The organism is Desulfoconvexum algidum (genome assembly GCF_055382125.1).
On sequence record NZ_AP042394.1, the window covers coordinates 4453089 to 4476397 of the forward strand.

22 protein-coding genes are annotated in these 23309 nt (G+C 48.0%); 4 read left to right on the plus strand and 18 right to left on the minus strand.

Translation table 11 applies throughout. The features are described 5' to 3' along the window. The first annotated feature begins 673 nt into the window (after window positions 1-673). The 3 genes from ACZ45G_RS20205 to ACZ45G_RS20215 are packed head-to-tail and all read left to right on the plus strand — an operon-like array spanning window position 674 to window position 3857. On the plus strand, window positions 674-2002 hold the full coding sequence (locus tag ACZ45G_RS20205) for a branched-chain amino acid transport system II carrier protein (protein WP_464172304.1): 1329 nt from the start codon (window positions 674-676) through the stop codon (window positions 2000-2002). Next, window positions 1999-3132 carry a serine hydrolase domain-containing protein gene (locus ACZ45G_RS20210; RefSeq protein WP_464172305.1) on the plus strand — a complete coding sequence of 378 codons (1134 nt, stop codon included), beginning with the start codon at window positions 1999-2001 and terminating at the stop codon, window positions 3130-3132. The genes ACZ45G_RS20205 and ACZ45G_RS20210 overlap by 4 nt, the downstream gene beginning before the upstream one ends. 17 nt (window positions 3133-3149) lie before the next feature. After that, a complete protein-coding gene (locus ACZ45G_RS20215) occupies window positions 3150-3857 on the plus strand; it encodes a FadR/GntR family transcriptional regulator (protein ID WP_464172306.1) in 708 nt (235 codons plus the stop codon). Window positions 3858-4055: 198 nt separating this feature from the next. Here the strand turns inward: ACZ45G_RS20215 and ACZ45G_RS20220 are convergent, their stop codons facing one another. From ACZ45G_RS20220 to ubiE, 14 genes are all read right to left on the minus strand, one after another. After that, window positions 4056-4418 (minus strand): hypothetical protein, encoded by a 363-nt coding sequence (locus ACZ45G_RS20220; protein WP_464172307.1) that lies wholly within the window; start codon window positions 4416-4418, stop codon window positions 4056-4058. Window positions 4419-4828: 410 nt separating this feature from the next. Next, window positions 4829-7282 carry a heavy metal translocating P-type ATPase gene (locus tag ACZ45G_RS20225; RefSeq protein WP_464172308.1) on the minus strand — a complete coding sequence of 818 codons (2454 nt, stop codon included), beginning with the start codon at window positions 7280-7282 and terminating at the stop codon, window positions 4829-4831. Between the two features lie 55 nt (window positions 7283-7337). Then, complete coding sequence (locus tag ACZ45G_RS20230) at window positions 7338-7850, minus strand: c-type cytochrome (protein ID WP_464172309.1); 513 nt, start codon at window positions 7848-7850, stop codon at window positions 7338-7340. Further along, on the minus strand, window positions 7851-8078 hold the full coding sequence (locus ACZ45G_RS20235) for a hypothetical protein (RefSeq protein WP_464172310.1): 228 nt from the start codon (window positions 8076-8078) through the stop codon (window positions 7851-7853). Further along, window positions 8079-8354: a hypothetical protein gene (locus ACZ45G_RS20240; RefSeq protein ID WP_464172311.1), complete on the minus strand. Its 276-nt coding sequence runs from the start codon at window positions 8352-8354 to the stop codon at window positions 8079-8081. It abuts the gene before it with no gap. A gap of 23 nt (window positions 8355-8377) precedes the next feature. Continuing rightward, on the minus strand, window positions 8378-8629 hold the full coding sequence (gene ccoS / locus ACZ45G_RS20245; protein WP_464172312.1) for a cbb3-type cytochrome oxidase assembly protein CcoS: 252 nt from the start codon (window positions 8627-8629) through the stop codon (window positions 8378-8380). Window positions 8630-8658: 29 nt separating this feature from the next. Further along, window positions 8659-9594 carry a cbb3-type cytochrome c oxidase subunit II gene (locus ACZ45G_RS20250; protein ID WP_464172313.1) on the minus strand — a complete coding sequence of 312 codons (936 nt, stop codon included), beginning with the start codon at window positions 9592-9594 and terminating at the stop codon, window positions 8659-8661. After that, window positions 9591-10964, minus strand: a complete 1374-nt coding sequence (locus ACZ45G_RS20255) for a cbb3-type cytochrome c oxidase subunit I (RefSeq protein WP_464172314.1) — start codon at window positions 10962-10964, stop codon at window positions 9591-9593. The genes ACZ45G_RS20250 and ACZ45G_RS20255 overlap by 4 nt, the downstream gene beginning before the upstream one ends. Before the next feature lie 16 nt (window positions 10965-10980). Further along, complete coding sequence (locus tag ACZ45G_RS20260; protein WP_464172315.1) at window positions 10981-11610, minus strand: cytochrome c3 family protein; 630 nt, start codon at window positions 11608-11610, stop codon at window positions 10981-10983. After that, on the minus strand, window positions 11610-12857 hold the full coding sequence (locus ACZ45G_RS20265; RefSeq protein WP_464172316.1) for a hypothetical protein: 1248 nt from the start codon (window positions 12855-12857) through the stop codon (window positions 11610-11612). Before ACZ45G_RS20265 ends, ACZ45G_RS20260 begins: the two co-directional genes overlap by 1 nt. Continuing rightward, a complete protein-coding gene (locus tag ACZ45G_RS20270; protein WP_464172317.1) occupies window positions 12854-13366 on the minus strand; it encodes a DUF3341 domain-containing protein in 513 nt (170 codons plus the stop codon). The genes ACZ45G_RS20265 and ACZ45G_RS20270 overlap by 4 nt, the downstream gene beginning before the upstream one ends. 3 nt (window positions 13367-13369) lie before the next feature. Next, the gene (gene nrfD / locus ACZ45G_RS20275; protein WP_464172318.1) at window positions 13370-14674 is read right to left on the minus strand and encodes an NrfD/PsrC family molybdoenzyme membrane anchor subunit; all 1305 of its coding nucleotides are present in this window, start codon (window positions 14672-14674) and stop codon (window positions 13370-13372) included. A 25-nt stretch (window positions 14675-14699) separates the two neighbouring features. Next, the gene (locus ACZ45G_RS20280) at window positions 14700-17741 is read right to left on the minus strand and encodes a 4Fe-4S dicluster domain-containing protein (protein ID WP_464172319.1); all 3042 of its coding nucleotides are present in this window, start codon (window positions 17739-17741) and stop codon (window positions 14700-14702) included. A 198-nt stretch (window positions 17742-17939) separates the two neighbouring features. Continuing rightward, window positions 17940-18734 (minus strand): bifunctional demethylmenaquinone methyltransferase/2-methoxy-6-polyprenyl-1,4-benzoquinol methylase UbiE, encoded by a 795-nt coding sequence (ubiE, locus tag ACZ45G_RS20285; RefSeq protein WP_464172320.1) that lies wholly within the window; start codon window positions 18732-18734, stop codon window positions 17940-17942. A gap of 250 nt (window positions 18735-18984) precedes the next feature. On the opposite strand from ubiE, the gene ACZ45G_RS20290 reads away from it, so the two are divergent. Next, on the plus strand, window positions 18985-19128 hold the full coding sequence (locus tag ACZ45G_RS20290) for a hypothetical protein (RefSeq protein WP_464172321.1): 144 nt from the start codon (window positions 18985-18987) through the stop codon (window positions 19126-19128). A gap of 141 nt (window positions 19129-19269) precedes the next feature. Here the strand turns inward: ACZ45G_RS20290 and ACZ45G_RS20295 are convergent, their stop codons facing one another. The 4 genes from ACZ45G_RS20295 to ACZ45G_RS20310 all read right to left on the minus strand — a co-directional run bounded on the left by ACZ45G_RS20295 (window position 19270) and on the right by ACZ45G_RS20310 (window position 23219). Continuing rightward, entirely contained in the window at window positions 19270-20094 is an 825-nt protein-coding gene (locus tag ACZ45G_RS20295; protein ID WP_464172322.1) for a thioesterase family protein, read from the minus strand. A 68-nt stretch (window positions 20095-20162) separates the two neighbouring features. Continuing rightward, window positions 20163-21161 (minus strand): electron transfer flavoprotein subunit alpha/FixB family protein, encoded by a 999-nt coding sequence (locus ACZ45G_RS20300; RefSeq protein ID WP_464172323.1) that lies wholly within the window; start codon window positions 21159-21161, stop codon window positions 20163-20165. After that, entirely contained in the window at window positions 21161-22069 is a 909-nt protein-coding gene (locus ACZ45G_RS20305; RefSeq protein WP_464172324.1) for an electron transfer flavoprotein subunit beta/FixA family protein, read from the minus strand. The genes ACZ45G_RS20300 and ACZ45G_RS20305 overlap by 1 nt, the downstream gene beginning before the upstream one ends. A gap of 25 nt (window positions 22070-22094) precedes the next feature. Then, window positions 22095-23219: an acyl-CoA dehydrogenase family protein gene (locus tag ACZ45G_RS20310; RefSeq protein WP_464172325.1), complete on the minus strand. Its 1125-nt coding sequence runs from the start codon at window positions 23217-23219 to the stop codon at window positions 22095-22097. Window positions 23220-23309 lie beyond the last annotated feature (90 nt).

Consider the following 23309-nt stretch of genomic DNA (forward strand, 5'->3'; position numbering starts at 1 on the left):
GTTAAAAAATTAAATATGGTCTGTCATTATTGTCAGAAAATGATAAGTGCTGATGAAAAAGATCTGATGAAGCCTGAAACTGAATAAAAAGAGTTATGCTCGGATCATCGTTGTTGTCATTCAAACAAATCTCTCTTGTTCATCATTGGATTTAAAAATATGACAATTGCGCTTTCAAAGCAAAATATGACAACAATCAAAAATCATTTTTAGGACGAATATGAAGATGTTGCCATGTGGGAAAAAAAAGGACGGTCTGATATTCTGGAGAGGGTTCATCCAATACCCCTTGGCGAAGATCATTATATTTATTTAATGCCGTCTTTGTTCTTTTTGATAGTTTTGAGAATAGTAGCTTTCACTGATTTCTGAGACTTAGTCTTCTTTTTGGGCCTTTTGGGTGTTAAATTTGTTGGCGACTCTAGTTTAGGTACAATATCCAGTGCGTCTTCAACTGTATAATCAACCTTTTCAAACATCCCAATCAAATCATTGATTTGTTTTGAAAGTTTCTTACTTTTCTTGACAAAAGGAACTTCCTATTTTATTAAATGGTCTGACGTCTTACCATCTGAATTAAGATGTCATAGAGTCTATTGCTGAAAATATTTGCTTGATTTCTAATCTTTATGCAATTGATATGTTCAAACCAAACGACAAAAAGGAAGAACAGATGAAGACTTTGACTAAAAAAGAGCTGTTACCGATCCCCATACTGATTCTTATTAGTGGGGCCATGTTCTCTTCTCATTTCGGAGTGGGGGACCTTATTTTTCCCCCAATTCTGGGTAGGGATTCGGGAACCCATTGGTTTACCGCATCTATCGGTTATGCCTTAATCAACAGTATCGGTGTATGGCTGGCCTATCTTGCTTGCGCCCAGCAGAATCAGTCCTTAAGCGGGATTGCTACAAAAACCCTGGGTAATTTTTTTGGAAAAATCTACACGGCCATTCCGGTGCTGATAACGGTTTTTTTTATTCTCCCCCGGGTAGCCTCCGCAACTCATGAAATGGCGGTTCTTCCCCTGTTTCCATCCGTTCCACTTTGGGTGTCGCTGGCTGTTTTTTTTCTTTTAAGTTTTTATATCGCCTTCACCAGAGCAACGGTGATGGACAAGCTGGGTCGATTTCTTGCGCCGGCACTTATTGTCTTTGTTGTTATTATGGTCATTAAAGGGGTGGCAAGTCCACTTTCGACACCTGCCATTTCTGGTTCCGAAACACCTTTAAAAGACGGGATGCTCAATGCGTACAACACGATGAACGCTATTGCAGCACTCCTTTTTGGGGGCTGGATACTTCATGAGCTGAAAATAAGAAACATTTCCGGCGCTCGTAACAGGGGCATTAATCTTAATATCATTGGAATCAGCACGGCTTTGTTGCTTAGTATAACCTCCACCGCATTGGTTTACCTTGGCAAATCGTCGGGCCCGGCATTCATGGATGCCTCAATCGGCGTATTGTCGACAGAAATAGCAAAAGGATTGCTGGGACAGGCAGGACTCATCGGTTTTGCCATCATCATGGCCCTTAGTTGCCTCAGCACTTCCGCCGCCATATCTTCAATGGCAGGTGATATGTTTGCGGAAATGAGCAGCGAAAAGCTCAAGTATCGCTGGATCGTAATCACGGCCACCCTTGCCGGCTTTATCATTGGTCTGGTCGGACTCAGCAAAATTGTAAAGTTTACAATACCGTGGCTTGTACTCCTCTATCCGTCAATAATTGTCATAATTATAACCGCCCTTTACAGTAAATTTGACAAGATCCGTATCCCTGTCATAGCCGGTGTGATCGCTGCACTGATTTTTGGGTTTGGGGACATGTTGAGTTTCTACGGAATAACGGACAATCCCATTTCTAGCTTTTCAGCTTCCTGTCCCTTCGGAAGCCAGGGGATTGGCTGGATAATTCCAACCTTCATTGTGATTGCCCTCATCTGGTTATTAACCCGGGTTTTTCCTCAGCTTAATCAACAAAATGGAAAAGAAGCATGAAAAAATTAGTCGAGTCATTTGTTTCACCAAAAATTGAACACGGCTTATTTTCGGGATGCCAGGTATTGGTTGCCCATAAAGGGGAAACCCTTGTGAATATTTCCAAAGGATTCATGCTTGACCATTCTGAAGAACCGGTCGAGAAAGTGACTTCCCGGACGCTGTTCAATATTGAGTCCATCACAAAGGTAATGGTGACATTGCCCCTGACGTTCCACTTGCTTGAAAAAGGAAGGTTAAGCCTTGAAAATAAGCTTGTTGATTATCTTCCGGAATTTGGAACCGATAAATCCAAAACAAAGGTAACCATCAGGGATATGCTCAATTTTACCGCAGGTATCCCCCTTGACGATCCGCCCGGTTGCGAAAAAGCCGCATTTGAAAAAAATATGGAAAAGGCTTGGGAACTGCACTATACCCAGAAGCTGTTTGCACAACCCGGAACCAGGGTTTTTTACAGCGATGTTTCCTGCAGAATTCTGGGAAAACTTCTTGAACAAATCATTGGGAAGAATCTTGGGACAGCGGCCAGGGACTTAATCTTCGAGCCGTTGAACATGAACGACACGATGTTCAGGCCGCCTAACCAAAGCAGGTGTGCGGCTACGGGAATCTCGGATAGTGATCGGTATCTTCGGGGAAGTCTTTGCCAGGACCTGGAACACTACATGGGAGAAGTCCTTGGCTCAGATGGTATATTTACGACTGCGGATGATATGCTTAAATTCTCCCTCATGTTGCTAAATCAAGGTGTTTTCAACGGCAACTCTGTCTTCGGAAAGCAAACCATTGAAAAAATGATCGGGGCCGTCACCAATAAAGCGTTATACGAAACACCAACCTCCTACCTGCATTACATTTTAAGCGGACCGAAGGTGTGGTTCTGGGAATATGCGAATGTGCCCTATTCATTCTTTGGCGATCTTGTTTCCAATAAGGCTATTGGTAAAATGGGAGGGGCGGGAACATTTCTTCTGATAGATCCCGCTTTAGATTTGGTTGTGGTCTATTTGACAAATTACGGACAACCTGAGAATACGCTTGAAGGTGAAGCGTCCTGGACAAAGTTTCAGAATGAAATCAATATGCCGGGGCTTTGTAACCTGGTAATCGGAAACCTTCCACGCTAATCAAGAACGGAGGATTAATGGCATTTGAAGTTATAAAAAGAAACAAGGCATCCGAAATGGTTGCCGAACAGATCATCAAACAGATTAATTCAGGCAAACTGCCGCCGGGCAGTCAGCTTCCGTCCCAGCGGGAACTATCCGAGCTTCTGGGAGTTGGACGATCTTCGGTGCGTGAAGCCGTGAATGCCTTGGCCGTGATTGGCTACCTGAAAGTACAACAGGGGAAAGGAACCTTCATTCAAATCCCGGTTCCTGAAAAAGATCCATCTTTCCCCAAATTGAATTCAGCTCTCAATGCGAGTAGTTTACTGGATTTGAAAGAGGTTCAGGTTTCATTGGAATGCCGATCCGCCGAGTTGGCTACTGAAAGAGCAGATAAAAAACAAGTTCAGCGTTTAAAAGCGGCCTTAGAAAAGATGAGGCTCTGTAAAGATGATTACCCGGCGTTTATCCTGGCTGATCGAGAGTTTCACACAATCCTGGCCAAAGCTACTGAAAATTTCGTTTTAATTGAAATGATTAATCTTGTCATCGTTAGTGTCGACAATCACTATGCCGCTTTTGACACGGATCGTCTGTCAGCCGGTTTTATTAATGAGACCATTCGATCATTTGAAGAAGTTTTGAAATCGATTAAACAAAAAGACAAAGCCGGAGCTTCCAATTGGATGAGTTATCACATAAATCTTGTCCTTGAGGAGTTCAAAAATATTATCAAATCATAAAATATAATCCTCACAACGATAAAAGTGATATATCTATCACACGCCACAGGATAGTTGCGCTTCAAAAAATATAGTGACGGCCAAATACTCCCTTGCCTAGGCAAGGGAGTACGGGAGGATTTCCAATCTTCAGAACAGATAGCAGGTTTCAACTTTCTCTAAAGTTCTTGATGCAAGAACATTTCTTACCGAGGCAGATCAAAGGCTTAAACGGGTCCCGGCTCCTGCCCAGGAAACGTCCGGGGCTTTTACAGCTATGGCTGCCGCAGACTTGAAACCTGTGCAATGCCCGGGCCTCCAGCGAGTAACCTTGAATCGAGACACCAAAGCGTCAACCACCCTTTGGATAAATTCATCCGAGCTGTCTCCAATGTGCATCCCACCGGCCACGGTGTGAAATTGCCGGGTATCAAAGTGCTGGGAAATTGTTTCTAAAATATTGACGACACCGGCATGGGCGCAGCCCAGGAGCACGCTTAATCCCTTATTCCCTTTGACAACCAAAGAAATATCATCGCTGAAGGGCATCGATGATAGAGCAGATATCAATGTCTCGATCAATCTGTTTTGCTAACCATAATGTGCCAAACTCTTCAGCCCTCAGTATTTTTAATTCCTGAGATTGGCCTTTGGCAAGGCTGGCAACACGATCTGGTGAGCCGATATAAGTTTGTGAAATAACTTTTGGCGTCCCGTTGATCCGGGCGATCTCCCGGACATACAGGTAGGGTCTTACGGAGAAGAAAACTGAAAACGCCTGTCAATAAAGGGGAAACGCCACGCGAGTTTGGTCTACGAAACTCCTGTAAAAATGATCTTTATGATGTGGGCAAACCTGATATTGTTCCGAGTGGTGTCGCGGAATTAGCCCGTCTGCATGGGTTGGGATATGCCTATATAAAGCCCTGATAGTTGATTGTCAGCCATTGCATAGGTTGCGACACAACACCATGAATAGGTTAGGGTTTGGATCACTGTTTATTTTTCGATTCTCGTTTTACCAGCAGCAGGGTATTGCATGTCACGGAAAGACTGCTTAAAAGCATGGCAGTTGCCGCAATGATGGGATTTAATAGTCCGCTGGCTGCCACCGGGATGCTGATGATGTTATAAACCAGCGCAAATATGAGATTTTGCCTGACTTTACGATTCACGCGTTTTGCAAGGGTTATAAAATCGATAAGCTGGACCGGGGTCTCCTGCATGAGGGTAATGGCGGCAACACCTTCGGCCGGGTTGAGACCTGAATGAACGGCCATGGCAATATCTGATTGGGCCATTGCAGGGGCATCGTTTACGCCGTCACCCACCATGGCAACTTTTTTGCCGGTTTGTTTAAGCGCCTTGATAAATTCGGCTTTTTCATGGGGCAGAAATCCACCATGGGTATTCGCCTCCGGTATCTCAACGAAGGTTCCGGCGGCCAGGGTGGTTTTTTTTGCATCTCCTGAAATCAAAAAACAGGCAAGTCCCATTTTATCAAGATCTGCGACAAGAGAGGTTACACCTGGTTTCATTGAATCCCCCAGATGGACAGCCGCTACAATGATATCATTTGCAGATAAAAAAACCGTTGATATGATCTGGGCCCCTTGTCTGGAAGGGGATATAAAAGAGGGGACTGAACGGTTGATTTTATTCACAAAATTCATGCTCCCGAAACAATAGGCCTCATCCTGAAAACCACAGCTTACCCCGTTGGGATGGTAAATGAGATTTTCCAGTTCAAGGGGCACTAAGTCCTGGTCAATTCCATAGGTTTTGATGGTGTGGGCAATGTAGTGGTCCGACCCTTGTTCCATGGCATGGATTATCTGCCAGGCCTTTTGTTCAGAAAAATCATTTGCCGTGTCCATGCCCAGCACCTTAAGCCTGCCCGTGGTCAATGTTCCGGTCTTGTCAAAAACAATGGTATCCAGTCCGTCAATGCATTCGAATGCTTCAAAATCTCTTACCAGGATCCCCTTCTCCCTAGCGGCAGAGACCCCGGCCACAAGGGCCAGGGGAATGGCAATACCAAGGGCGCAGGGGCAGGAAATTACCATGACAGATATCCCCCGGTTAAATGCGTCGTAAGAGGTCAGCCCGTACAGCAGCCAGAAAAAAAAAGTGAGCACGGACAGCCCCATAACCGAGGGGACAAAAAATTTTAAAATATTCTCTAAGCGCTGGGTCTGGGCGGTTTTTTCGGAAAGGCTGTTTTCCATGATGGCCAGCATTCTGCCGAGAATTGAGTCTTCCCCCACTCCCACGGCTTTTACCTGAATTTTCCCGGAAATAATCCGGGTGCCGCTTTTGACCGCGTCCTCGAAATTTATATTAACCGGTTTTACCTCTCCGGTGATCGAAGACGCGTCAATGACGGCAGCGCCCTTGGTGACTATGCCATCTGCAGCCAGGATCTCTCCCTGCTCCGCCAGGAATGAGTCCCCTTCAGACAATTGTTTTATAGAAACATACCGGCCCTTTGGAAACTGCGCTGCACAGATTCTGACTTTCTGGGGAACCAGGGAAAAAAATCCCGCCAATCCTTCGGAAATTTTGTTTTTTGCAGACTGTTCGAGCATTTTACCGGTCAGTATCAGCAGGATCAACATGGATGCAGCATCAAAATAAAGATGGATGCTTCCCTTGTAGAAATGAAACACGCTGTAAAAATAGGTGGAAAAGGAACCGGTTGATATCAGGGTTTCCATGCCCGGCCATCCGGATGTAATATTGCCAAGGGCCCGTTTGTGTATGGGATATCCGCCGTAGAACACGACAACGGTGGCCATCAGGAAAACAGGCCAGGCCAGAAGCTGCACGGAACGCCGTGACAGCTCAATGAAAAACCCTGAATAGATGGACCAGCTGAGCATCATGACATTCATGGTTAAAAACAGGGTCACACAAATACGGATAAATTCTTTTTTGTTCTTTTGAGGGGTTTGATCCAGATCAGCACAAGGGTATCCCAGTTTTTTAATGGCGGTATAAATTTTTTCCGGAGATGTTTTTACGGGATCATACAACACGCTTCCCCGGTCGCTGGAAAAATTGCACGAGGAGTTTATAACCCCTTTTGAACGGGTAAGCGTGTTTTCGACAACCCATGCACAGGCTGGGCACCACATGTTTTGAATCTGAAAATTGAGGGTCAAAAAATTGCCGGCATCAATGGGAGTCTCACTATCAGCAACGGCCTCAGGGGTTTGTTCCGCTGATGCCTCTGTTTGTTCAGAGGTGTCCGGAATGATGCCTGCGGCAACACATTGTTTGTAAAGGTCGGTATCCTTAAAATCTTGTGTATCTTTGTACTGATCCGATTCCATGAGCATGGTATGGACCATTTTACAGCCATTGCAGCAAAAAAAATCCGTTGACGGATCTACGGAAGTTTTAACCGGCAGACCGCAGAGTTTGCACGGAACCAGTGTTTTCATTGTCTGCCCTTTGTATAAGGGACAAGATATCCCAGCATGATAGAATAGGAGATGTTCAAAGGGTTGTTTTCTGCTTGAACCTGATATATTGGATAACCGCCTCCCGACTTTCAACGGACATGGAGCTTGCCAGGGCAGGCGCTTTCTTGCCGCCATAGCTGATGAAGGCAAACAATTCTTTATCACTCATGCCGGCTGTCTTTTTGGTGGTCAGGTTTGTGGGCAGGGGAAAAAAACTCTGCCCCACCGTTCCAAGCCCGTCCAGGTTGGGGCCATGACAGTGAAAGCAAAAGACTCTGTATTCCTTTTCTCCCTTTGCCAGCAGCAGGGCAGACCCCATCGGTTTCATGATAAAATCGGTTTTCAACAGTTCCCTTATCAGTGCTTCACTTTTTGTGTCGGCAATAGTCCGTTTGTCCATTACAAGCTGGGGTTCCTCATGGGGCCGGATCGCAGGCGTTTGATACATTCTCCCTGCTTTCAAATTTGAATCGTAGAGGGTAATGACCGTATAGACCCCTGTTAAAACCAGGGACACAAAAATTCCAAGAAACAGCACCTTTTTCATTTAATTTGCCTCCTTGCCGCTGACATGCTGGCCCAGAGGATTTTTTTGATATACGGCATAGGGGGATTCAGACGGAATGCTTTTCACCGGCCGGTAATCCCAGGTGGGAATGCCTTTGTCCGCCACCACGATAAAAGAAAAATATCCCACACCCAGGATGATGGCCACCATGGTGGTGATCCACAGACAGGTGCGCACGAGGGACTCTTTGGGTTTTTGTGTGTCCATTTATAAAATTACCTCCGAAAGGCCGTAAAACAGAATATAATAGATCGCCCATAAAACGGTACCGCCGATAATCAGGGCGATGATCATGGGAAACGGGCCGTCTGCCTTTTCAATGCCGTCAGCAAACTGCTGGATGGTTTTAATGTTGGAAACCCGGGATTTGGGCCCGGACATGGGGAGAACCCACAAGGTCACGCCAAACAGGATCGCAAAAATGAGGGTCAGAATGATCAGAGCCAGTACCTGCTGGGTATTTAAAAGTTCAAAAAATCTCATTTAAAAGTCCTCATAATTGTTGCCTATCGGAAAAAAAGGGCATAGCCCACAAGGGCAAAGCTTGCCACAACGGCTGCAAGACCTAAGTAAACGACACAATACAGATCACGTCCGGCCTTTGCTGACGGTGCTGTCTTGGGCGTGGTCTCCTCCATGGCCAGAAACCTTGCCCGCTGCTGGTCCGAGAACTGCCCGGTTTTCAGCGCCCATACAAACACGGTAACGCCGATAATAAGTCCGGTCAGGATATATGCCAGAAAAAATGGATAATACATGTGGCTGCCTTTATACGTGTTCAAATGGGTTAAGGTTCATATGCGGCATCAATTCCTCTGGGTTCCTCATTGGCATCGATCTGGTCAATAAAATATTTGGCAATATAGTTTCCCACATCCCATATTTTTTCAGATTCCAGTTCCCGTTTAAAATAGGGCATGGCGGTTCCGGTAATGCCGTTCATGATCTGGTAGTAGATTATCCCCCCGCTGATCCCCCGACCTTTGAGGATGGTAAAATTTAAGGGAGGCGGATACAGATAGGGCTGGGCCGGACCCATGCCGTCTCCCACGGGTCCGTGGCAGCCAAAACAAAAATCCTGGTATATTTTTTCACCCCTTGCAAGGCCCGCCTCCGTCGCTGGATAGGGGGTGGGAATATCCCGCCAACCCTTGGGGACATTGTCGTGAATCCATGCCACGTTTTCGTTCACACCCGACGTATAGGCGTCAACAGATCTCTTTTTCCACAGGGTTTGTCTCTCCATTCGCAGGTCGGCATTCTTGAGCCCGAGGCTCTGGGTATATTGGATCAATATGTCCAGATTGTCCTGTTTTAAAAATTCAAATGGGGGCATGATGGACAGCGGCCGGGTATATCTGGGGTTGATAAAATGGGCCTGATGCCAGTCATATGGGTGCTCTCCGCCTTCCTGGGACAGATCAGGACCTGTTCTCTGGGAGCCCAGGAGTATGGGGTAATCCTTTAGATAATCCCCGGCCTGGGCCAGTCTTTCTGCGCCCAGCCCCCAGTCAATCGATCGGATCGACTGGGTATGGCAATAAACGCATCCGTTGCTGACATAGAGTGCCCGGCCTTTTTCCTCCATAACCGTCCGGTTTCTGAACAGATCCGAAGGGATGGTTTTGCTCGTGTTGGCATAGGGAAGAACGATGACCACCAATACCACTGAAATAAGGATAATAAGGCTGCCGGCGACAACCGCCACAGGTGTCATTTTCATGATGTTTCTCCGGCGTTTGAAAAGAGTGATCTGAAAATATTATAAAACCCTGAAACAGCCGCAAGAAAAATTAACAACCCCAGTGACGCCCGGACAATGTTGTAGATGTGGATTTGGGGGAGTACCCGGTATACGGTTTCTCCGTTCAGCCAGGCATTGCCCTGGATGAGCCCGGAAATGGTTAAGACGATGGTAAACCCGACCACGCCGATCAATATCATCCAGTATTGGAAATTGGCCAAAAATTGGCTGTAAAGCGGTTTGCCCGTTATTCTCGGAAGGATGAAATAAACGCCTCCCAGGCCAATCATCCCGGCAAACCCGAGGACACCGACATGGGCATGGCCCACCACCCAGTGGCTGAAGTGGGTCACCCGCTGGACATCGGGCAGTGCCATCATGGACCCCCGGATACTGACGATAAAATACATGATGGTCCCGGTAAACACAAATTTTCCACCAATGTCTTCACTGATTAATCCAAGCTTTCCCCTGGCCGTGTACCAGATATTAATGAGAAAGGCCATCACCGGAATCACCATGGCAATACTGTCCACAATGGCGACCACCTTGAGCCAGGTGGGAACCGGCACCTGCAGCAGATGGTGGGTTCCGATATGGGTGTAAATAACAATCAGGGCCCAGAAGCCAAGCAGTGAAAGCGTGTGACTGTACAGGGGTGTCCGGCAGACCTGGGGGATGACATAATAGGCAATGGCAGCTGAAAACGGTGTCAGCAGGAGCCCGAACACATTATGTCCGTAAAACCAGAGAAGAATGGCATCGGGAATGCCGACCAGAGCGCCCGAATCGGGCTGCCAGATAACGTTTCCCAGGCTGTAGGTACAGGCAGTGAGAATGGTTCCCGCCAGCACATACCAGACAGAAACATACAGAATCTTTTCCTTCCTGTTTTTTACCGTCATCATGAAATTAAAGAAAATCAGGCTGAACGCAACGACGATGGCCACATCAATGGGCCAGATCATTTCAGCATATTCCCGGCCTTGTGTATACCCAAGAGCGAGGGTGATCACCAGGGCCACAAGGGCAATGTTCCACAAGACAACCGTGATAACGCCCAGCCGTTCACTGTAAAGCTCAGTCCGCAGCAGCCGGGGAAGCATATAAAACGCGCAGGCCAGAAGGGCTGGGGTCGCAAATCCGAACAATACCAGGTTGACATGCATGGGGCGAAGTCTTGAAAAAAGGAGCCAGGCAATGTTGCCGGTTAAATCAGGGGCCACAAGCTCTAGGGCTGCAGTAAGACCTGCCAGGGTGGCCAGCATCATCCAGGCGGCGGAGGTCAGGGAAAACCATTTTGCTGTCAGGTAAGTGGCAGTGTCGGGTCGGGTCGGGTTCTCGGGCAAAGCAAACGCTCCTCTATTAGTTGTGACAAGAAAGCCAGCAGTCCAGGTTGGCTTTTTCTTTCCTGTGACATTGAATACAAAACTCCATTTTAAATTCATGGTGCTTAAGCCGGTCAGTTCCGGCGATATCTCCGTGACAGGCTTCACACTCAAAATCTTTTTTTATGTGGCGCTCATGGTTAAACATGACATGCTCGGGCACATAAAAAACCTTCGTCCATGGTGTGGGCGTCTGGGTATCAAAATAATTGTGCTCTTTTCTGATTTCCGGGTGGTTGGGAATAATAAAGTTGTGGCAGTAGAGGCATTTTTCCACCGGCGGGATCCCGGGATGAACCGCCCGGTCCACATATGAATGACAGAAACGACAGTCAATTTGTTTGTTCCCGGCATGCAGCCTGTGGCTGAAAGCAATGGGCTGAACCGGTCCTGCATTCACATGGGGCATGATATAAAACGAATAGACAAACAGGGCGAGGAAAATAATCAAAGCGCTTAAAACAAACAATTGAATTTTATTCTCTTGCACCTGGGCGACAAACGAGTGAAAGTGAGAAACAAGGGTCAGGGGTTTGCCGCCTGTTCCCACCAGGATCACCAGAAGGATAAGGGTTAAAAGTGTCAGGGATACCAGTATTATTTCCATTAAACCACCTCCCCTGAATCCTCGTTCAGGACTTCAGGAAATTCCTTGAAATACGATAGAATGGCAATAATAATGAGACCCAAAAATCCAAGGCTAATGATGATTTCATTGATGCCGATGGGAAACACAGCCGGATCGTGCTCAAGAAAGCTGGGTCCCAAAAGCAGGAAATGTTCGATCCACAGTCCTGTCAGAACGCAGGAGCTGATAACAATCATGCACCAGGGGGTTTTTTTGATGTTCCTGCTTAAAAGGATGATAAAGGGCAGGATAAAACAGCCGATAAAAACAGTCCATGCAAGGATGCTCCAGGGCTGGGTCATGGTTCGTTCAATGATATAGGCGGTTTCTTCGGGAATGTTCCCGTACCAGATGACCACAAACTGGGAATAGAAAAAATCTCCCCATACAATGCTGAAGCCAAAAAATAGCGTGCTCATGTCGCCCAGCTGGGCCGGGGTAAGGGTAAAGGGAACACTGGGGGTTAAGTGAAGAATCGATACCAGCAGGATAATGGCACCGAAACCCGCGTAGATGGCTTTGATGAAGGTGTAGGCACCAAACAGGGTCGAATACCAGTGGGGGTCTGTGCTCATGACCAGATCAAACCCTATCAGGGCCAGACACATGGCAAAGGCAAACATATACCAGCCGGCAAAAACCGTCATCCGGTGTTTGATGGTTTCAGGATTTTGGAGGTTTTGTTCAAAATGGCGGAACAAAAAAGCTTTCAGCCGCGTATTTTTTGGGGCGGCCTTTAACCTGAATTTAAGGGAGTAGTAAAGGTAGGCAAACCCAAGGCAATAGAGAATCAGAAACGCCACACAGTCCCGGAAGAATAAAAAAGGAACATTGAGCCACACCTCTTTTCCGTGCAGCTCTTGTCCCAGCCACGTAAACACGTGGTCCTGTCCGATGAAAAGCAGGAGGAACAGGACAAACGACACAGGGAAAAAAGCGGAAAAGGCCTCTGCAATTGCCGCAAAAGAGTGGCTCCATTTGGCTCGGGTAAAATGCATGAGGGTCGAAAATAAAAGCCCTCCACAGGACAGGATGGTAAAGAACAAAAAATTTGTCAGGTAAACCAGCCAGGCTTTTTCCGGATGAGCACCTGCTGCCAAAAAAGTAAAGAATAGAAATCCGCCTCCGGCAATGAGCGCAGGAATGATGAACACACTTTTTTTCAAAGGTGCGGACGGTTTTGTTAATGCCGTACCTTCTGTTAATGCTGGATCCATGGACGTCATTTGTTTTCCCTTAATTCTTTTAAAGACCCTGTATGGTGAAGCAGATCTTTTAGACTGTCAAGATTCTCAGGCGCTGAAGCCACTTCAATCCCATACAGGGAGCCTGAGCATTCCGGGTAATAATTTTTTTCATAGTCTCGGTCAGGTAGCCCCACCTGGGTAACGATACCCAGCACATTGCCCAGCACGGCAAACAGGATGGTAAACTCAAAGGCGATCACAAAAAATGGTATCCAGGAAAGAATGGGCTTTCCGCCGACAATAAGGCTCCATCTTGTGGCTGTGAACACGGCAAGGGAAAATCCGGAAACAAATCCAATGATCCCGCCGGTCAGGGTAAACCACCCGATCTTGCTTTTTTTCCTGCCCAGGGCCCGGGCAAGGGCACTGCTTGGGATGGGACTGTGTACTTCCGTTACCTCAAAGCCTTCTTTCTGTATTTTTTCCACAGCAGCCAGGGTGTCTTCCTGGGTGTTAAAAAGACCTGTTACAATGATGGCTGTGCTCATGAATTACTCCGTTTTATGTATCATTTCTTTCATTTCAGTCATGGAAACAGACGGCAGGTGTTTGATAAACAGCAGAAACAGAAAAAAGAAGAAACAGAACGCCCCCACCATGATGCCTCCCTCGACCCATGTGGGACGGTAATGCCCCCAGGCATTGGGAAGAAAGTCATGGGCAACGCTGCCCGCGATGATGACAAACCGTTCAAACCACATGCCGATATTGACAAAAATTGAGATGATAAACAAAGGGATAACATGGGTTCTGATTCGTTTAGATAAATACAGCAAAGGAATCACGGTATTGCAGACCACCATGATCCAGTATTCGGGTGCATAATGACCGAAAGCTCTCCACCAGAAGGTTTCCATTTCAATCGTGTTCCGGCTGTACCAGGCAATAAACAATTCCGTGGCATAGGAAAATCCCACGATGATACCGGTAAAGACAATGGTTTTTGCGATTGCTTCCAGAACCTCCATGGTGATAAGCGCCTCGTACTTGAAAATTTTTCTCAAGGGAATGCTCAGGGTGAGGACCATGGCAAGGCCGGAGTGAATGGCACCGGCAACAAAATAGGGTGCAAAAATGGTGGTGTGCCAGCCGGGTGTCACACTCAGGGCAAAGTCCCAGGACACCACGCTGTGAACGGAAATGACAAGGGGGGTGGCAAGACCTGCAAACAGCATATAGGCCCTTGAATAGTTCAGCCATTGCCCGGTTTTACCGGACCATCCAAGGGAGAGTACGGCAAAAATCTTTTTGCGTACCCCTTCGGACCGGTCCCTGATAATGGCCAGATCCGGAACCAGCCCGGTATACCAAAAAAGGCTGCTCACGGTCAGGTAGGTACTGATGGCAATGACATCAAACATCAGGGGAGACTGAAAATTGGGCCACAAGGTCCGCTGGTTGGGAAAGGGCAGCATGTAAAACACCAGCCAGGCCCGGCCCAGGTGGATGAAAGGGAAGAGGCCTGCTACGCACACGGCAAAGACGGTCATGGTCTCAGCAGCCCTGGCAATGGGATTTCTCCAACTTGCACGAAAAAGGAACAATATGGCCGAGATCAGGGTGCCGGAATGGGCGATTCCCACCCAGAAGACAAAATTGATCAAATAGGTGCCCCAGTGGACCGGTGTGTTCATGCCGGCCACGCCCACGCCGACAAAGATCTGGTATGCCCAGCAAGATGCTCCGAGGGCTGCCCCGCAAAACAGCAGCGCAATGATGCTCCAGTAACCCTTGCCCGGACGGGACAGCGTGTTCAGGACCGTGGTGTTGATTGTTTCAAACGTCAATTGAGACATATGTTTAAAATCCCCGGTTGAAGTTTCATAACGCCTGCACCATTTTTTTCAGATAAATAACGGCAGGTTTGGTATTCAGATAGCCCAGCACCTGGTATGCCCTTGGATCACGGGCAAGGATGGAAACCGCAGAATTCTTGTCGAGAAAGTTGCCAAAGGTCAGTGCACCCGCAGGACAGGTCTGTACACATGCCGGCTGAACCTCCCCATCCCGGATATCCCGGTTTTCATTTTTTGCCTGATTGTGGGCCTTTTTTATTCTCTGTACGCAAAACGAGCATTTTTCCATGACGCCTTTGCTCCGGGCGGTGACATCGGGGTTGAGCTGAAGGTTGAGGGGTTTGGGCAAATCCCAGTCAAACCAGTTGAACTTTCTCACTTTATACGGGCAATTCTGGGCACAGAACCGTGTGCCGATACAGCGGTTGTAAACCTGGTTGTTGAGCCCCTCTTTTGAGTGGTGGGGGGCATACACAGGACACACGGATTCACAGGGCGCATTATCGCAGTGCTGGCACATCATGGGAAGAAATATCAACCGGTCTTCAGAGTTCTGATCCTGGTACCGTTCGATTCTCAGCCAGGCCATCTCCCGGCCCTTGGTGAGCTGGGTTTTTCCGGAGACGCCGATATTGTTTTCCGCGTAACAGGCCGCCACACAGGAAGAGCATCCCACGCATTTGTCCAGGTCCACGACCATTCCCCATCGGTAGCCTTCATGGGTGTGGGCCGGGTAAAAATCCCGTTTTTTATCGTACCCTTCCTCGGTGGGAAGGGTCAGGGGGAACTGGTTCATATCCAGGCCTCCGCCTGGTTTTTCCCCATGTCCGCCGGCGTCACCATGACCGCTATATTCGCCATGCCCGACAGAATCGCCGTGGCCGCCTTCTTGGCTGTGGTGGCCCATGGTCATGGACAGGGCAATTTTTCTTTTATACTGGGACCGGCTGCCGTCGGTCTGGGGAAGCGCATCAACCTTGCCTGTCCGCTTAACTGAACTGGGGGTGATAAGATAGGAAAGAAAATCAGAGGTACCAGGATTGCCGGACAAAAGATCATTACCGGATAAAAGATCAATGGGACTGCTGCCGAATCCTGCGGCATAACGGCCGTAGGCATTGTGTCCCTGACCTGCCTGCATGACCATGAGTCCCGGAGCAACCCCCTGGTAGGAATAAACAGGCACTTGAATGATTTTATCACCCGCTTCGATGCTCAGGATGTCTGCGTGTGCGAATCCATTTTCTTCAAGGGTGGCTGGATGAATCATGACCATGGTTTCCCAGGCGATACTGGTAACCGGATCGGGAATTTCATTGAGCCAGGACTTGTTGGCCCCCCGGCCGTCATACAACCGAATTGATGGAACCGCCAGAAAGGTTAATCCTTGTTTTTCAACGGGTTGGATGGTGTCTATTGTTTTTTTCAACACCTGAACCGCTCCCGTATCAAGGGGCGGTCTGCCGGCCCTGGCGTTGCTGTCGGAATCAAATATCCCGCCGATTTGAATTGTTTTAATAAAATGGACTTTGCTCTTTTCCGCCAGATGCGTATACAGGTAGTCGGCCAGATATTTATAGTAGTCATCAAATTGCCGGTCCCGGCCTGACAGGTCCCGGCCTGACAGGTCAAGGAAGACATCACCGATGGAAGGGGCCTGGGTGAGCCGACCCATGGCAGGCTGAAGCGTTGAAATACATGCCGTGTTGCTCTCATAACTGTCCCAGGTCTCCAGGGATAGCTGAACCGGGAAGACAAGGTCTGCGTTTTGGGAGGTTTCATCCATGAAATTTGAAAAACTTATCTTGAAGATATCCTTGCGATTGAAAATCTCTGTCAAATTTGTATTTGCAGGAAACGTAAACAATGGATTGGTATTATAAAACAAAAAAAGATCTGTGGGGTCTGTGACGGCCGTTTCAAAGACAGTGGCTGTTTGTTTTGCCGTCATGACCTTTTCAAGGGCATGTCTTCGTTCAAAATCATACAGGGAAAGATCCTTGTCCAGTAAAAGATTCATCAGGGTCACGGCCATTTCCAGGGCAAAGGAGGTGTCTGCCGCTGTCGCGCCTGTTGACCCCAGGACCAGGGGGCTGTGGGATGCGAGCAAGGATTCGGCCAGAAGGGTTTGATCCGCGGCCAAAAACCCGGTGTTTCGTTCAACAAACTTGGCATCATATGCTGCGGCAACCGCCGCAAGTTCCTTTAAAAACGGATCCGGCAGATGATCAATTGTTCTGGTTTCCAAAATTTTACGAATCAACCCCAGGGCCACCATATATTCCGTTCCCGCAGTGATGGGGAGGAACTTGTCTGCATTGGCGGCGGTCAGGGACATGTAAGGACCGACATGAACAAACATCCCTTTTTTACCGTCTTTAACGCTGTGCATGGCTTTGAATTTGCGGATATATTCAACCGGTGACAGCCAGGTCTCTATAAAATCTGCTCCAAAGCCCAGAATAAAATCGGCGTTTTCCATACGAAAAGAGGGAAGCACTGGTTTTGAAAACAGGGCCTTATGAGCTGCTCTCAACGCATCATGGGAGTAGGGTTCGTACATGGCGGCAGGGCTTGCGCCAAATTCTTCCAAAGTACTTGCAAACAGGGCAGCGAGCGGTGCGGATGTGATGCCGGTCAACACTTTGATGCGGTTGCTTCCTTTTTCTGATGCGGCCTGCATCCGCTCTTTAAGAATGCCGAAAGCATGATCAAAGGAGATGGGTTTAAATGTCTGGCCTGTTTTGAGCTGGGGTGTCAACAGCCGGTCCGGATCATAAACAGACTGCAGGGCAGCCTGGCCCCGGATGCACAATTTCCCCTGGTTGACCGGGTGGGCGGGATTTCCCTCCAGCTTGATCACGCGGCCCTCACGATTTTTGGCAAGGACACCGCATCCTGCCGGACACTCCATGCAGGTGGATGCATACCAGGTGGCTTGACCGGTCACAAAATCTTCAGGTGCCGTGACCAGCGAAAAAATATTTTTGTCATAGTCTGACTTACAGCCATAGACCGCTGCAATGCTGCCAATCCCGGCGGTCTTGAGAAATGTTCGCCTATCCATTATGCATCCCTTTGTCGCATTGGTATTTTTGGCATTGGTATTGATAAATTATCATACATTTTCCCAATTCAGTGGGACTATTGAGTAAACTTAAGTTTTGGATCGAAAGGCTGGCCGGTCAGGAACACCACAGATAGTATCGGCCAAAAGCTATGGTATAAATGTATAGAAACGATTTTAAATTGTCAATCGTTTTCCTTATTTCCTTGCTGAATGGATCACTGCGATTCCATTTGTCAACTTTTTTATTTTGATATCCTTAAAACCGATATCTTTTAAAATCAGGCGTAACTCTTCGGGCAGGGGAAACGCTCTTATGGATTCCGGGAATGCGGTGTAGGCTTCGGTTGAACCGGTGAAGAGCCCTCCTAATAAAGGCATTATCCTAAACGAGTAAAAATCGTAAAGCGTTCTGAACAGGGTGTTATCCGGTTTTGAGAATTCCAGGCAACACATGGTGCCGCCTTTTTTCAACACACGGAAAATCTCCTTGAAACCGGTTTCAAGATGGGTGACATTTCGAATTCCAAATCCGATGGAAACCGCATCGAATGCCTCATCCGGAAAAGAGATGCATTCAGCATCCCCTTGAACAAAGGTTACCCCTTTTATGGATTTTTTTTTCCCTTGTTCGATCATTTTCCGGTTAATGTCGTAGACAACGGACATCCCTTTTTCACCTGTTCGGGATGCAGAGAGACAGGCTATATCTCCGGTTCCACCACATACATCCAGAATTTTTTGTTCGGGTTTGATCATCAGTGTTTCAACGGTCCTTCGTTTCCATGCATAATGAATTCCGCCGCTCAGGATGGTATTCATCAAGTCGTATCGCGTTGCAATCGTATCAAAATGCCGGTTGACCCGGTGATGTTTATCGGATTCGGCATAGTCGGTAAACCCAAATTTTGCCGTCCGGGTAACAGATACATGCTTTTCAAGCTGCTCGAGTCGTTTTTCTCTAGTATACCATTTATCAATATTGAAGATCATTTTCTTGTCCAGGTCCATTTGATAGTGATGAAAGATGCCCCGTCATAACACTTGCCACAATAAATGAAAATATTTTTTTCTATGTCCTGCCGTCTTTTTGACCATGGGGCTGATAAAAAAAGTTAGGTTATATAAACTTTTTTCTTGACAACTTATTGTTTTATGCACATAGTATATCTAACAATCAGGCAAAACAAACAAACTTGGCTTGATTGAACAAAAAATACAAACTTATGCAAAGGAAACAGCCATGAGTGAATATAAAAACGAACAAAGTTATATTGAAAGTGACGAAGAAAGAGAAGCCGGACATGTTGACACAAGACATCTTAATTTTGAATGTGAAAGCTTTGACTCCATTGGATGTGACACTGGGGTCGATGTAGCAGGATAGACGTACAACCCTCCTTAATACAGTTATTAATTGCCTCCGAAAAAAGGCAGCCACTCCTTGCCAGGGTGACTGCCTTTTTTATTGTCCAGCGGGTTCTATTGTTAATCTTAAATTGAGTGCCCGCAATACTTTTAAGACTTTTTAATTAAGGGGCAGGTGATACTTGGCAATCTGGCGGGAGATGGCAATCAAATTATTCTCTTCGTCCCAGAGCTCTCCGTCTTCTTCCACCAGGCCGTTGGAAATAAAACGGGTGGTAAAAATTGCCCTCAGCCATCCCGGCACCGGCAATTGTCTGACATTTACCGAATACTCAATGGTGGGAACCCAGGCAAGCATGCCCTGGCTGGCAAAAACACAGGGGGGAAAACTATCGGCAAAAAAGGCAATACTAGGCACATCCATCGCCCGATTTTCCTTAAACCGTATCCATCCTTTCTGAACAGATCTATCCGTAAGTTCGCCCCTTGTCCACCCGGCACACGCAGGATCCAGACGCATATCCACCTGGTCAAAAAGAGAATAACCTCCCCCCATGGGCGGGACTTCAAGGCATTGGTCCGGCGGGGCAACGGTTTCCGGTTTTTTTTCATAGCGGTTTGGCAGGCTTGTCTCCGAAGATTTAACAAAGGTCCCCATGGCCCGTATTCTTTCCTTGCCATCCTGGACAAGCCGGGCCTGTTTCCGGATAAAATGCTGGGATTCACAAATGGTTTCCATGAAAATTTGAGCAGGCTTAGGGTCACACCGATCCATATAATTTGCAGTGGCAATACAGGCGACAAGCTCTTTGTCCGACGACTTTCCCTGGTTCGACAATTCCTGGCCCATCATGGCCCGGGTCAACAGGGCCATGGAGTATCCGCCGTTGGGGACATGGTTAATGGACCATTGATCTGACATGGTCACAGTCAGCACCCCGTCTGATTCCTTTACAAATCCCATATCCCTGTCAAATGCATGCATATAACTTTCCTTTATCCTGTTTGATCTGGTCAATCTGGCGGGTCAATTTCACGGGTTCATTTCAAAGGTCAATCCCGGATTTTTTCTTTTATGGCCCGGATAATGCCGGAACACACCTGGTTGGCATCCGCCACAATGGCCACATCCGCCATTTTCATCATGGTGGCGTTGGGGTTTTTATTGATGGCCACAATAAAATCGGCATCCACAATGGCGGCCGTGTGCTGGATGGCACCGCTGATCCCGAAGGCAAAAAGAATTTTAGGTTTGATGGATTTACCGGCCTGGCCCACCAGGGCATCATGGCCGATCCAATTGGAATAGACCACGGGCCTTGTGGCACCCACCTCACCATTCATGAGGGCCGCCAAATCAAATAGCTTTTTAAATTTACCCTTGCTCCCCATTCCCCTGCCGCCGGTGATCACAATATCGGCCTGTTCAATTCCTTTGGTCTTGGAGGGTTTGTACTCGGAAGAAATGCACCGGATTTTTTCTCTGGGCATTTTTTTGGGCAAAGCAAGGCGAATAACCTCACCCTTGGCCTGGTTGTCATGGGCAAGTTCATGAAATGTCCCCGGCCGAACGGTGGCCATCTGGGGTCTGGTTTCCGGAGTGATGATCCGGGCCACAAGGTTTCCCCCAAAGGAAGGGGCAATCTGAACCAACCGGCCGCACTCATCAATCTCAAGGTCGATACAATCGGCTGTCAGCCCGGTTTTCAATTGTTTTGCCACCCGGGGGGCAATTTCCTGGCCGAACCGGGTGGCCCCCACCAACAGGGTCTCGGGCCGGAATTCTTCGACCAGCCGGGTCAGTAAAAAAGAATAGGTTTCAATGGAATAGGTCTTCAGGGCCGGATCATCCATCACCAAGACCTTGTCTGCCCCATGGGCAAGATATTCGCCCACATATTCATCCATTTTATGGCCAAAAATCACGGCACAGACCTTTCCCCCTGTTCGTCGGGCAAGCGTTGTGGCCCGGGCAAGGATCTGCAGGGTGACCCGGCTTTGAAAATAATTCCGATAATCCCCCAATACCCATATATCTTTTGTTGTTGTCATTATTCCCCCGTATGGCTGTGGGTTTTTAAATCCTTACCCATGGCAGAGCTGATTATTTTACCGTATCCGTCAAATAGCTGGTCCACAACTATTTTTGGAGCCCCTTTCAATACAATGTTCTCTTTTTGGGTGGTGGGAGAATACACATCCAGAATCCGGGTGGGGGAATCCTTTACTGCATTAAACGCGGGATCAAGCCCCAGCCCCTTTGCATCCACCTGGACGATATCACCCTCTTCAGAGGCAGCATCTTCAAAGGCGGTATCTTCAGAGGCGGTATCTTCAGCGTTATAAAAGGCATCCTGAACCCCGCCAAGGGAAGTATACCGGGGATCATAGGCGCCTTGGTCAATGGTGACAAGGCCGGGAAGATCCATTTCGAGGATTTCTAAAAAATCATCCACATGGCGCTGGACCCTTACCATGTTCCCCTGCAATTTTATATCAGATGCATACCCGATGGCCGGGACGCAAAGCTCCCCTGCCAGCTGGGGTCCCACCTGGGCGGTTTCGCTGTCACTGGTCTGGGAACCGCAGAGCACCAGATCCACATCTGGCTCTTGTCGTTTGATATATTGAGCCAGAATAAACGAGGTCAAAAAAGTATCTGCCCCGGCCATGCGACGGTCGGAAAGCAGCACGCCTTTGTCCGCCCCCACCGCCTTGGCCTGGTATAAAATTTCTGCTGCCATGGGAGGCCCCATTGAAAGCGCAATAATTTGGGTATGTTCCCCCGCCGCTGACCTAATTTCTTTGATCTGAAGGCCAGCTTCCACAGCCCGCCTTGAGGAGGGGTCCATCATTCCCTGGGCCAGTTCCCGTTTCAGGGTACCGGTTTTTGCGTCCCAAGGGAGCTCGGATACCATGGGCACCTGCTTGATACAGATGATGATTTTAAATGTTTTCATTGTCTTGCCCTGATTTCCATACGGGTTAACTGGGTTGGGTCAAAATATGCCTGGCAATGACCATTCGCTGAACTTCACTGGTGCCTTCGTAAATCTGTGTCACCTTGGCATCCCGAAAGTACCGCTCCACGTCATATTCCTTGCTGTATCCATAACCGCCATGGATTTGAACCGCCATGTCCGTGACCGTTCTTGCCGTGTCACTGCAAAAAAGTTTGGCCATGGCGGCCTGGGCTGAAAAAGGGGTTCCCTTATCCTTAAAAGCCGCTGCCCTATGGAGCAGGAGTCGTGCGGCATCGATACTTGTGGCCATGTCCGCCAAATAGTTCTGGATGGTTTGAAACCGAGAAATGGGTTTATTAAACTGCTGGCGTTCCTTGGCATAGGTGACCGACGCTTCAAAGGCTGCCTGGGCAATGCCAAGGGCCTGGGCAGCAATACCAATACGACCGGTATCAAGACCTTTGAGCCCGATCTTTAGTCCCTGTCCTGGTTTCCCCAAAAGATTTTCCCTGGGAACCTTGCAGTCTTCAAAAAACAGAGACGACACCGGGTTGGCCCGCATGCCGCAAAGGTCCTCTATTTCACCCACCAAAAACCCGGGCCGATCTTGTTCAACGATAAAAACGTTGGCTGTGCTGCCCGCCCCTTCTGTCACGGCAAACACCAGGATAGTGCCGGCCACGCCCCCGTTGGTCACAAAAATTTTGGTGCCGTTGATGATATACCCGTCTTGAATTTCCCGAGCACTTGTTTCCACCCCGCCGGCATCGGATCCGGCATTGGCCTCGGTCAGACAGAAGGCACCAATAGAATCCCCTGCGGCCATGGCCGGGACAAACCGATTGATCTGTTCCCGGGTGCCAAACTCCAGGATCGGGGAGATGCCCACACTGTTGTGGACCGTTACACAAAGCCCCAGGGCCGCTGACACACGGGACAACTCTTCGATCACAATGGCATAGCTGATGGTGTCCAACCCTGCCCCGCCAAGATTTTTGGGAACCTGGAGTCCAAAAAAATGCAGGGGTTTCATCCGCTCAACAATTTCATGGGGAAACCTTGCCTCCCTGTCCAGTTCGGCAACCATGGGTTGTATCTCATTTTCCGCAAATTCCCTGACAATTTTGGAAATGAGCTGATGTTTCATACAGGGATTAAAATCCACGTAAACACTCCCTATCCTTTATGCTTTTGGTTATGGCGATCCTTTAGGCGATCCTTTAATTACTGCGCTGCA

Excerpts from the sequence above, each read along its gene's own strand:
- ACZ45G_RS20205 (WP_464172304.1), top strand. The coding sequence starts at position 674 with ATGAAGACTTTGACTAAAAAAGAGCTGTTACCGATCCCCATACTGATT.
- ACZ45G_RS20240 (WP_464172311.1), bottom strand. The coding sequence starts at position 8,354 with ATGAGATTTTTTGAACTTTTAAATACCCAGCAGGTACTGGCTCTGATC.
- ACZ45G_RS20225 (WP_464172308.1), bottom strand. The coding sequence starts at position 7,282 with ATGAAAACACTGGTTCCGTGCAAACTCTGCGGTCTGCCGGTTAAAACT.
- ACZ45G_RS20215 (WP_464172306.1), top strand. The coding sequence starts at position 3,150 with ATGGCATTTGAAGTTATAAAAAGAAACAAGGCATCCGAAATGGTTGCC.
- ccoS (WP_464172312.1), bottom strand. The coding sequence starts at position 8,629 with ATGTATTATCCATTTTTTCTGGCATATATCCTGACCGGACTTATTATC.
- ACZ45G_RS20260 (WP_464172315.1), bottom strand. The coding sequence starts at position 11,610 with ATGGAAATAATACTGGTATCCCTGACACTTTTAACCCTTATCCTTCTG.
- ACZ45G_RS20280 (WP_464172319.1), bottom strand. The coding sequence starts at position 17,741 with ATGGATAGGCGAACATTTCTCAAGACCGCCGGGATTGGCAGCATTGCA.
- ACZ45G_RS20310 (WP_464172325.1), bottom strand. The coding sequence starts at position 23,219 with ATGAAACATCAGCTCATTTCCAAAATTGTCAGGGAATTTGCGGAAAAT.
- ACZ45G_RS20295 (WP_464172322.1), bottom strand. The coding sequence starts at position 20,094 with ATGCATGCATTTGACAGGGATATGGGATTTGTAAAGGAATCAGACGGG.
- ACZ45G_RS20270 (WP_464172317.1), bottom strand. The coding sequence starts at position 13,366 with ATGAGCACAGCCATCATTGTAACAGGTCTTTTTAACACCCAGGAAGAC.
- nrfD (WP_464172318.1), bottom strand. The coding sequence starts at position 14,674 with ATGTCTCAATTGACGTTTGAAACAATCAACACCACGGTCCTGAACACG.
- ACZ45G_RS20235 (WP_464172310.1), bottom strand. The coding sequence starts at position 8,078 with ATGGACACACAAAAACCCAAAGAGTCCCTCGTGCGCACCTGTCTGTGG.
- ubiE (WP_464172320.1), bottom strand. The coding sequence starts at position 18,734 with ATGATCTTCAATATTGATAAATGGTATACTAGAGAAAAACGACTCGAG.
- ACZ45G_RS20290 (WP_464172321.1), top strand. The coding sequence starts at position 18,985 with ATGAGTGAATATAAAAACGAACAAAGTTATATTGAAAGTGACGAAGAA.
- ACZ45G_RS20300 (WP_464172323.1), bottom strand. The coding sequence starts at position 21,161 with ATGACAACAACAAAAGATATATGGGTATTGGGGGATTATCGGAATTAT.
- ACZ45G_RS20265 (WP_464172316.1), bottom strand. The coding sequence starts at position 12,857 with ATGACGTCCATGGATCCAGCATTAACAGAAGGTACGGCATTAACAAAA.
- ACZ45G_RS20305 (WP_464172324.1), bottom strand. The coding sequence starts at position 22,069 with ATGAAAACATTTAAAATCATCATCTGTATCAAGCAGGTGCCCATGGTA.
- ACZ45G_RS20210 (WP_464172305.1), top strand. The coding sequence starts at position 1,999 with ATGAAAAAATTAGTCGAGTCATTTGTTTCACCAAAAATTGAACACGGC.
- ACZ45G_RS20230 (WP_464172309.1), bottom strand. The coding sequence starts at position 7,850 with ATGAAAAAGGTGCTGTTTCTTGGAATTTTTGTGTCCCTGGTTTTAACA.
- ACZ45G_RS20250 (WP_464172313.1), bottom strand. The coding sequence starts at position 9,594 with ATGAAAATGACACCTGTGGCGGTTGTCGCCGGCAGCCTTATTATCCTT.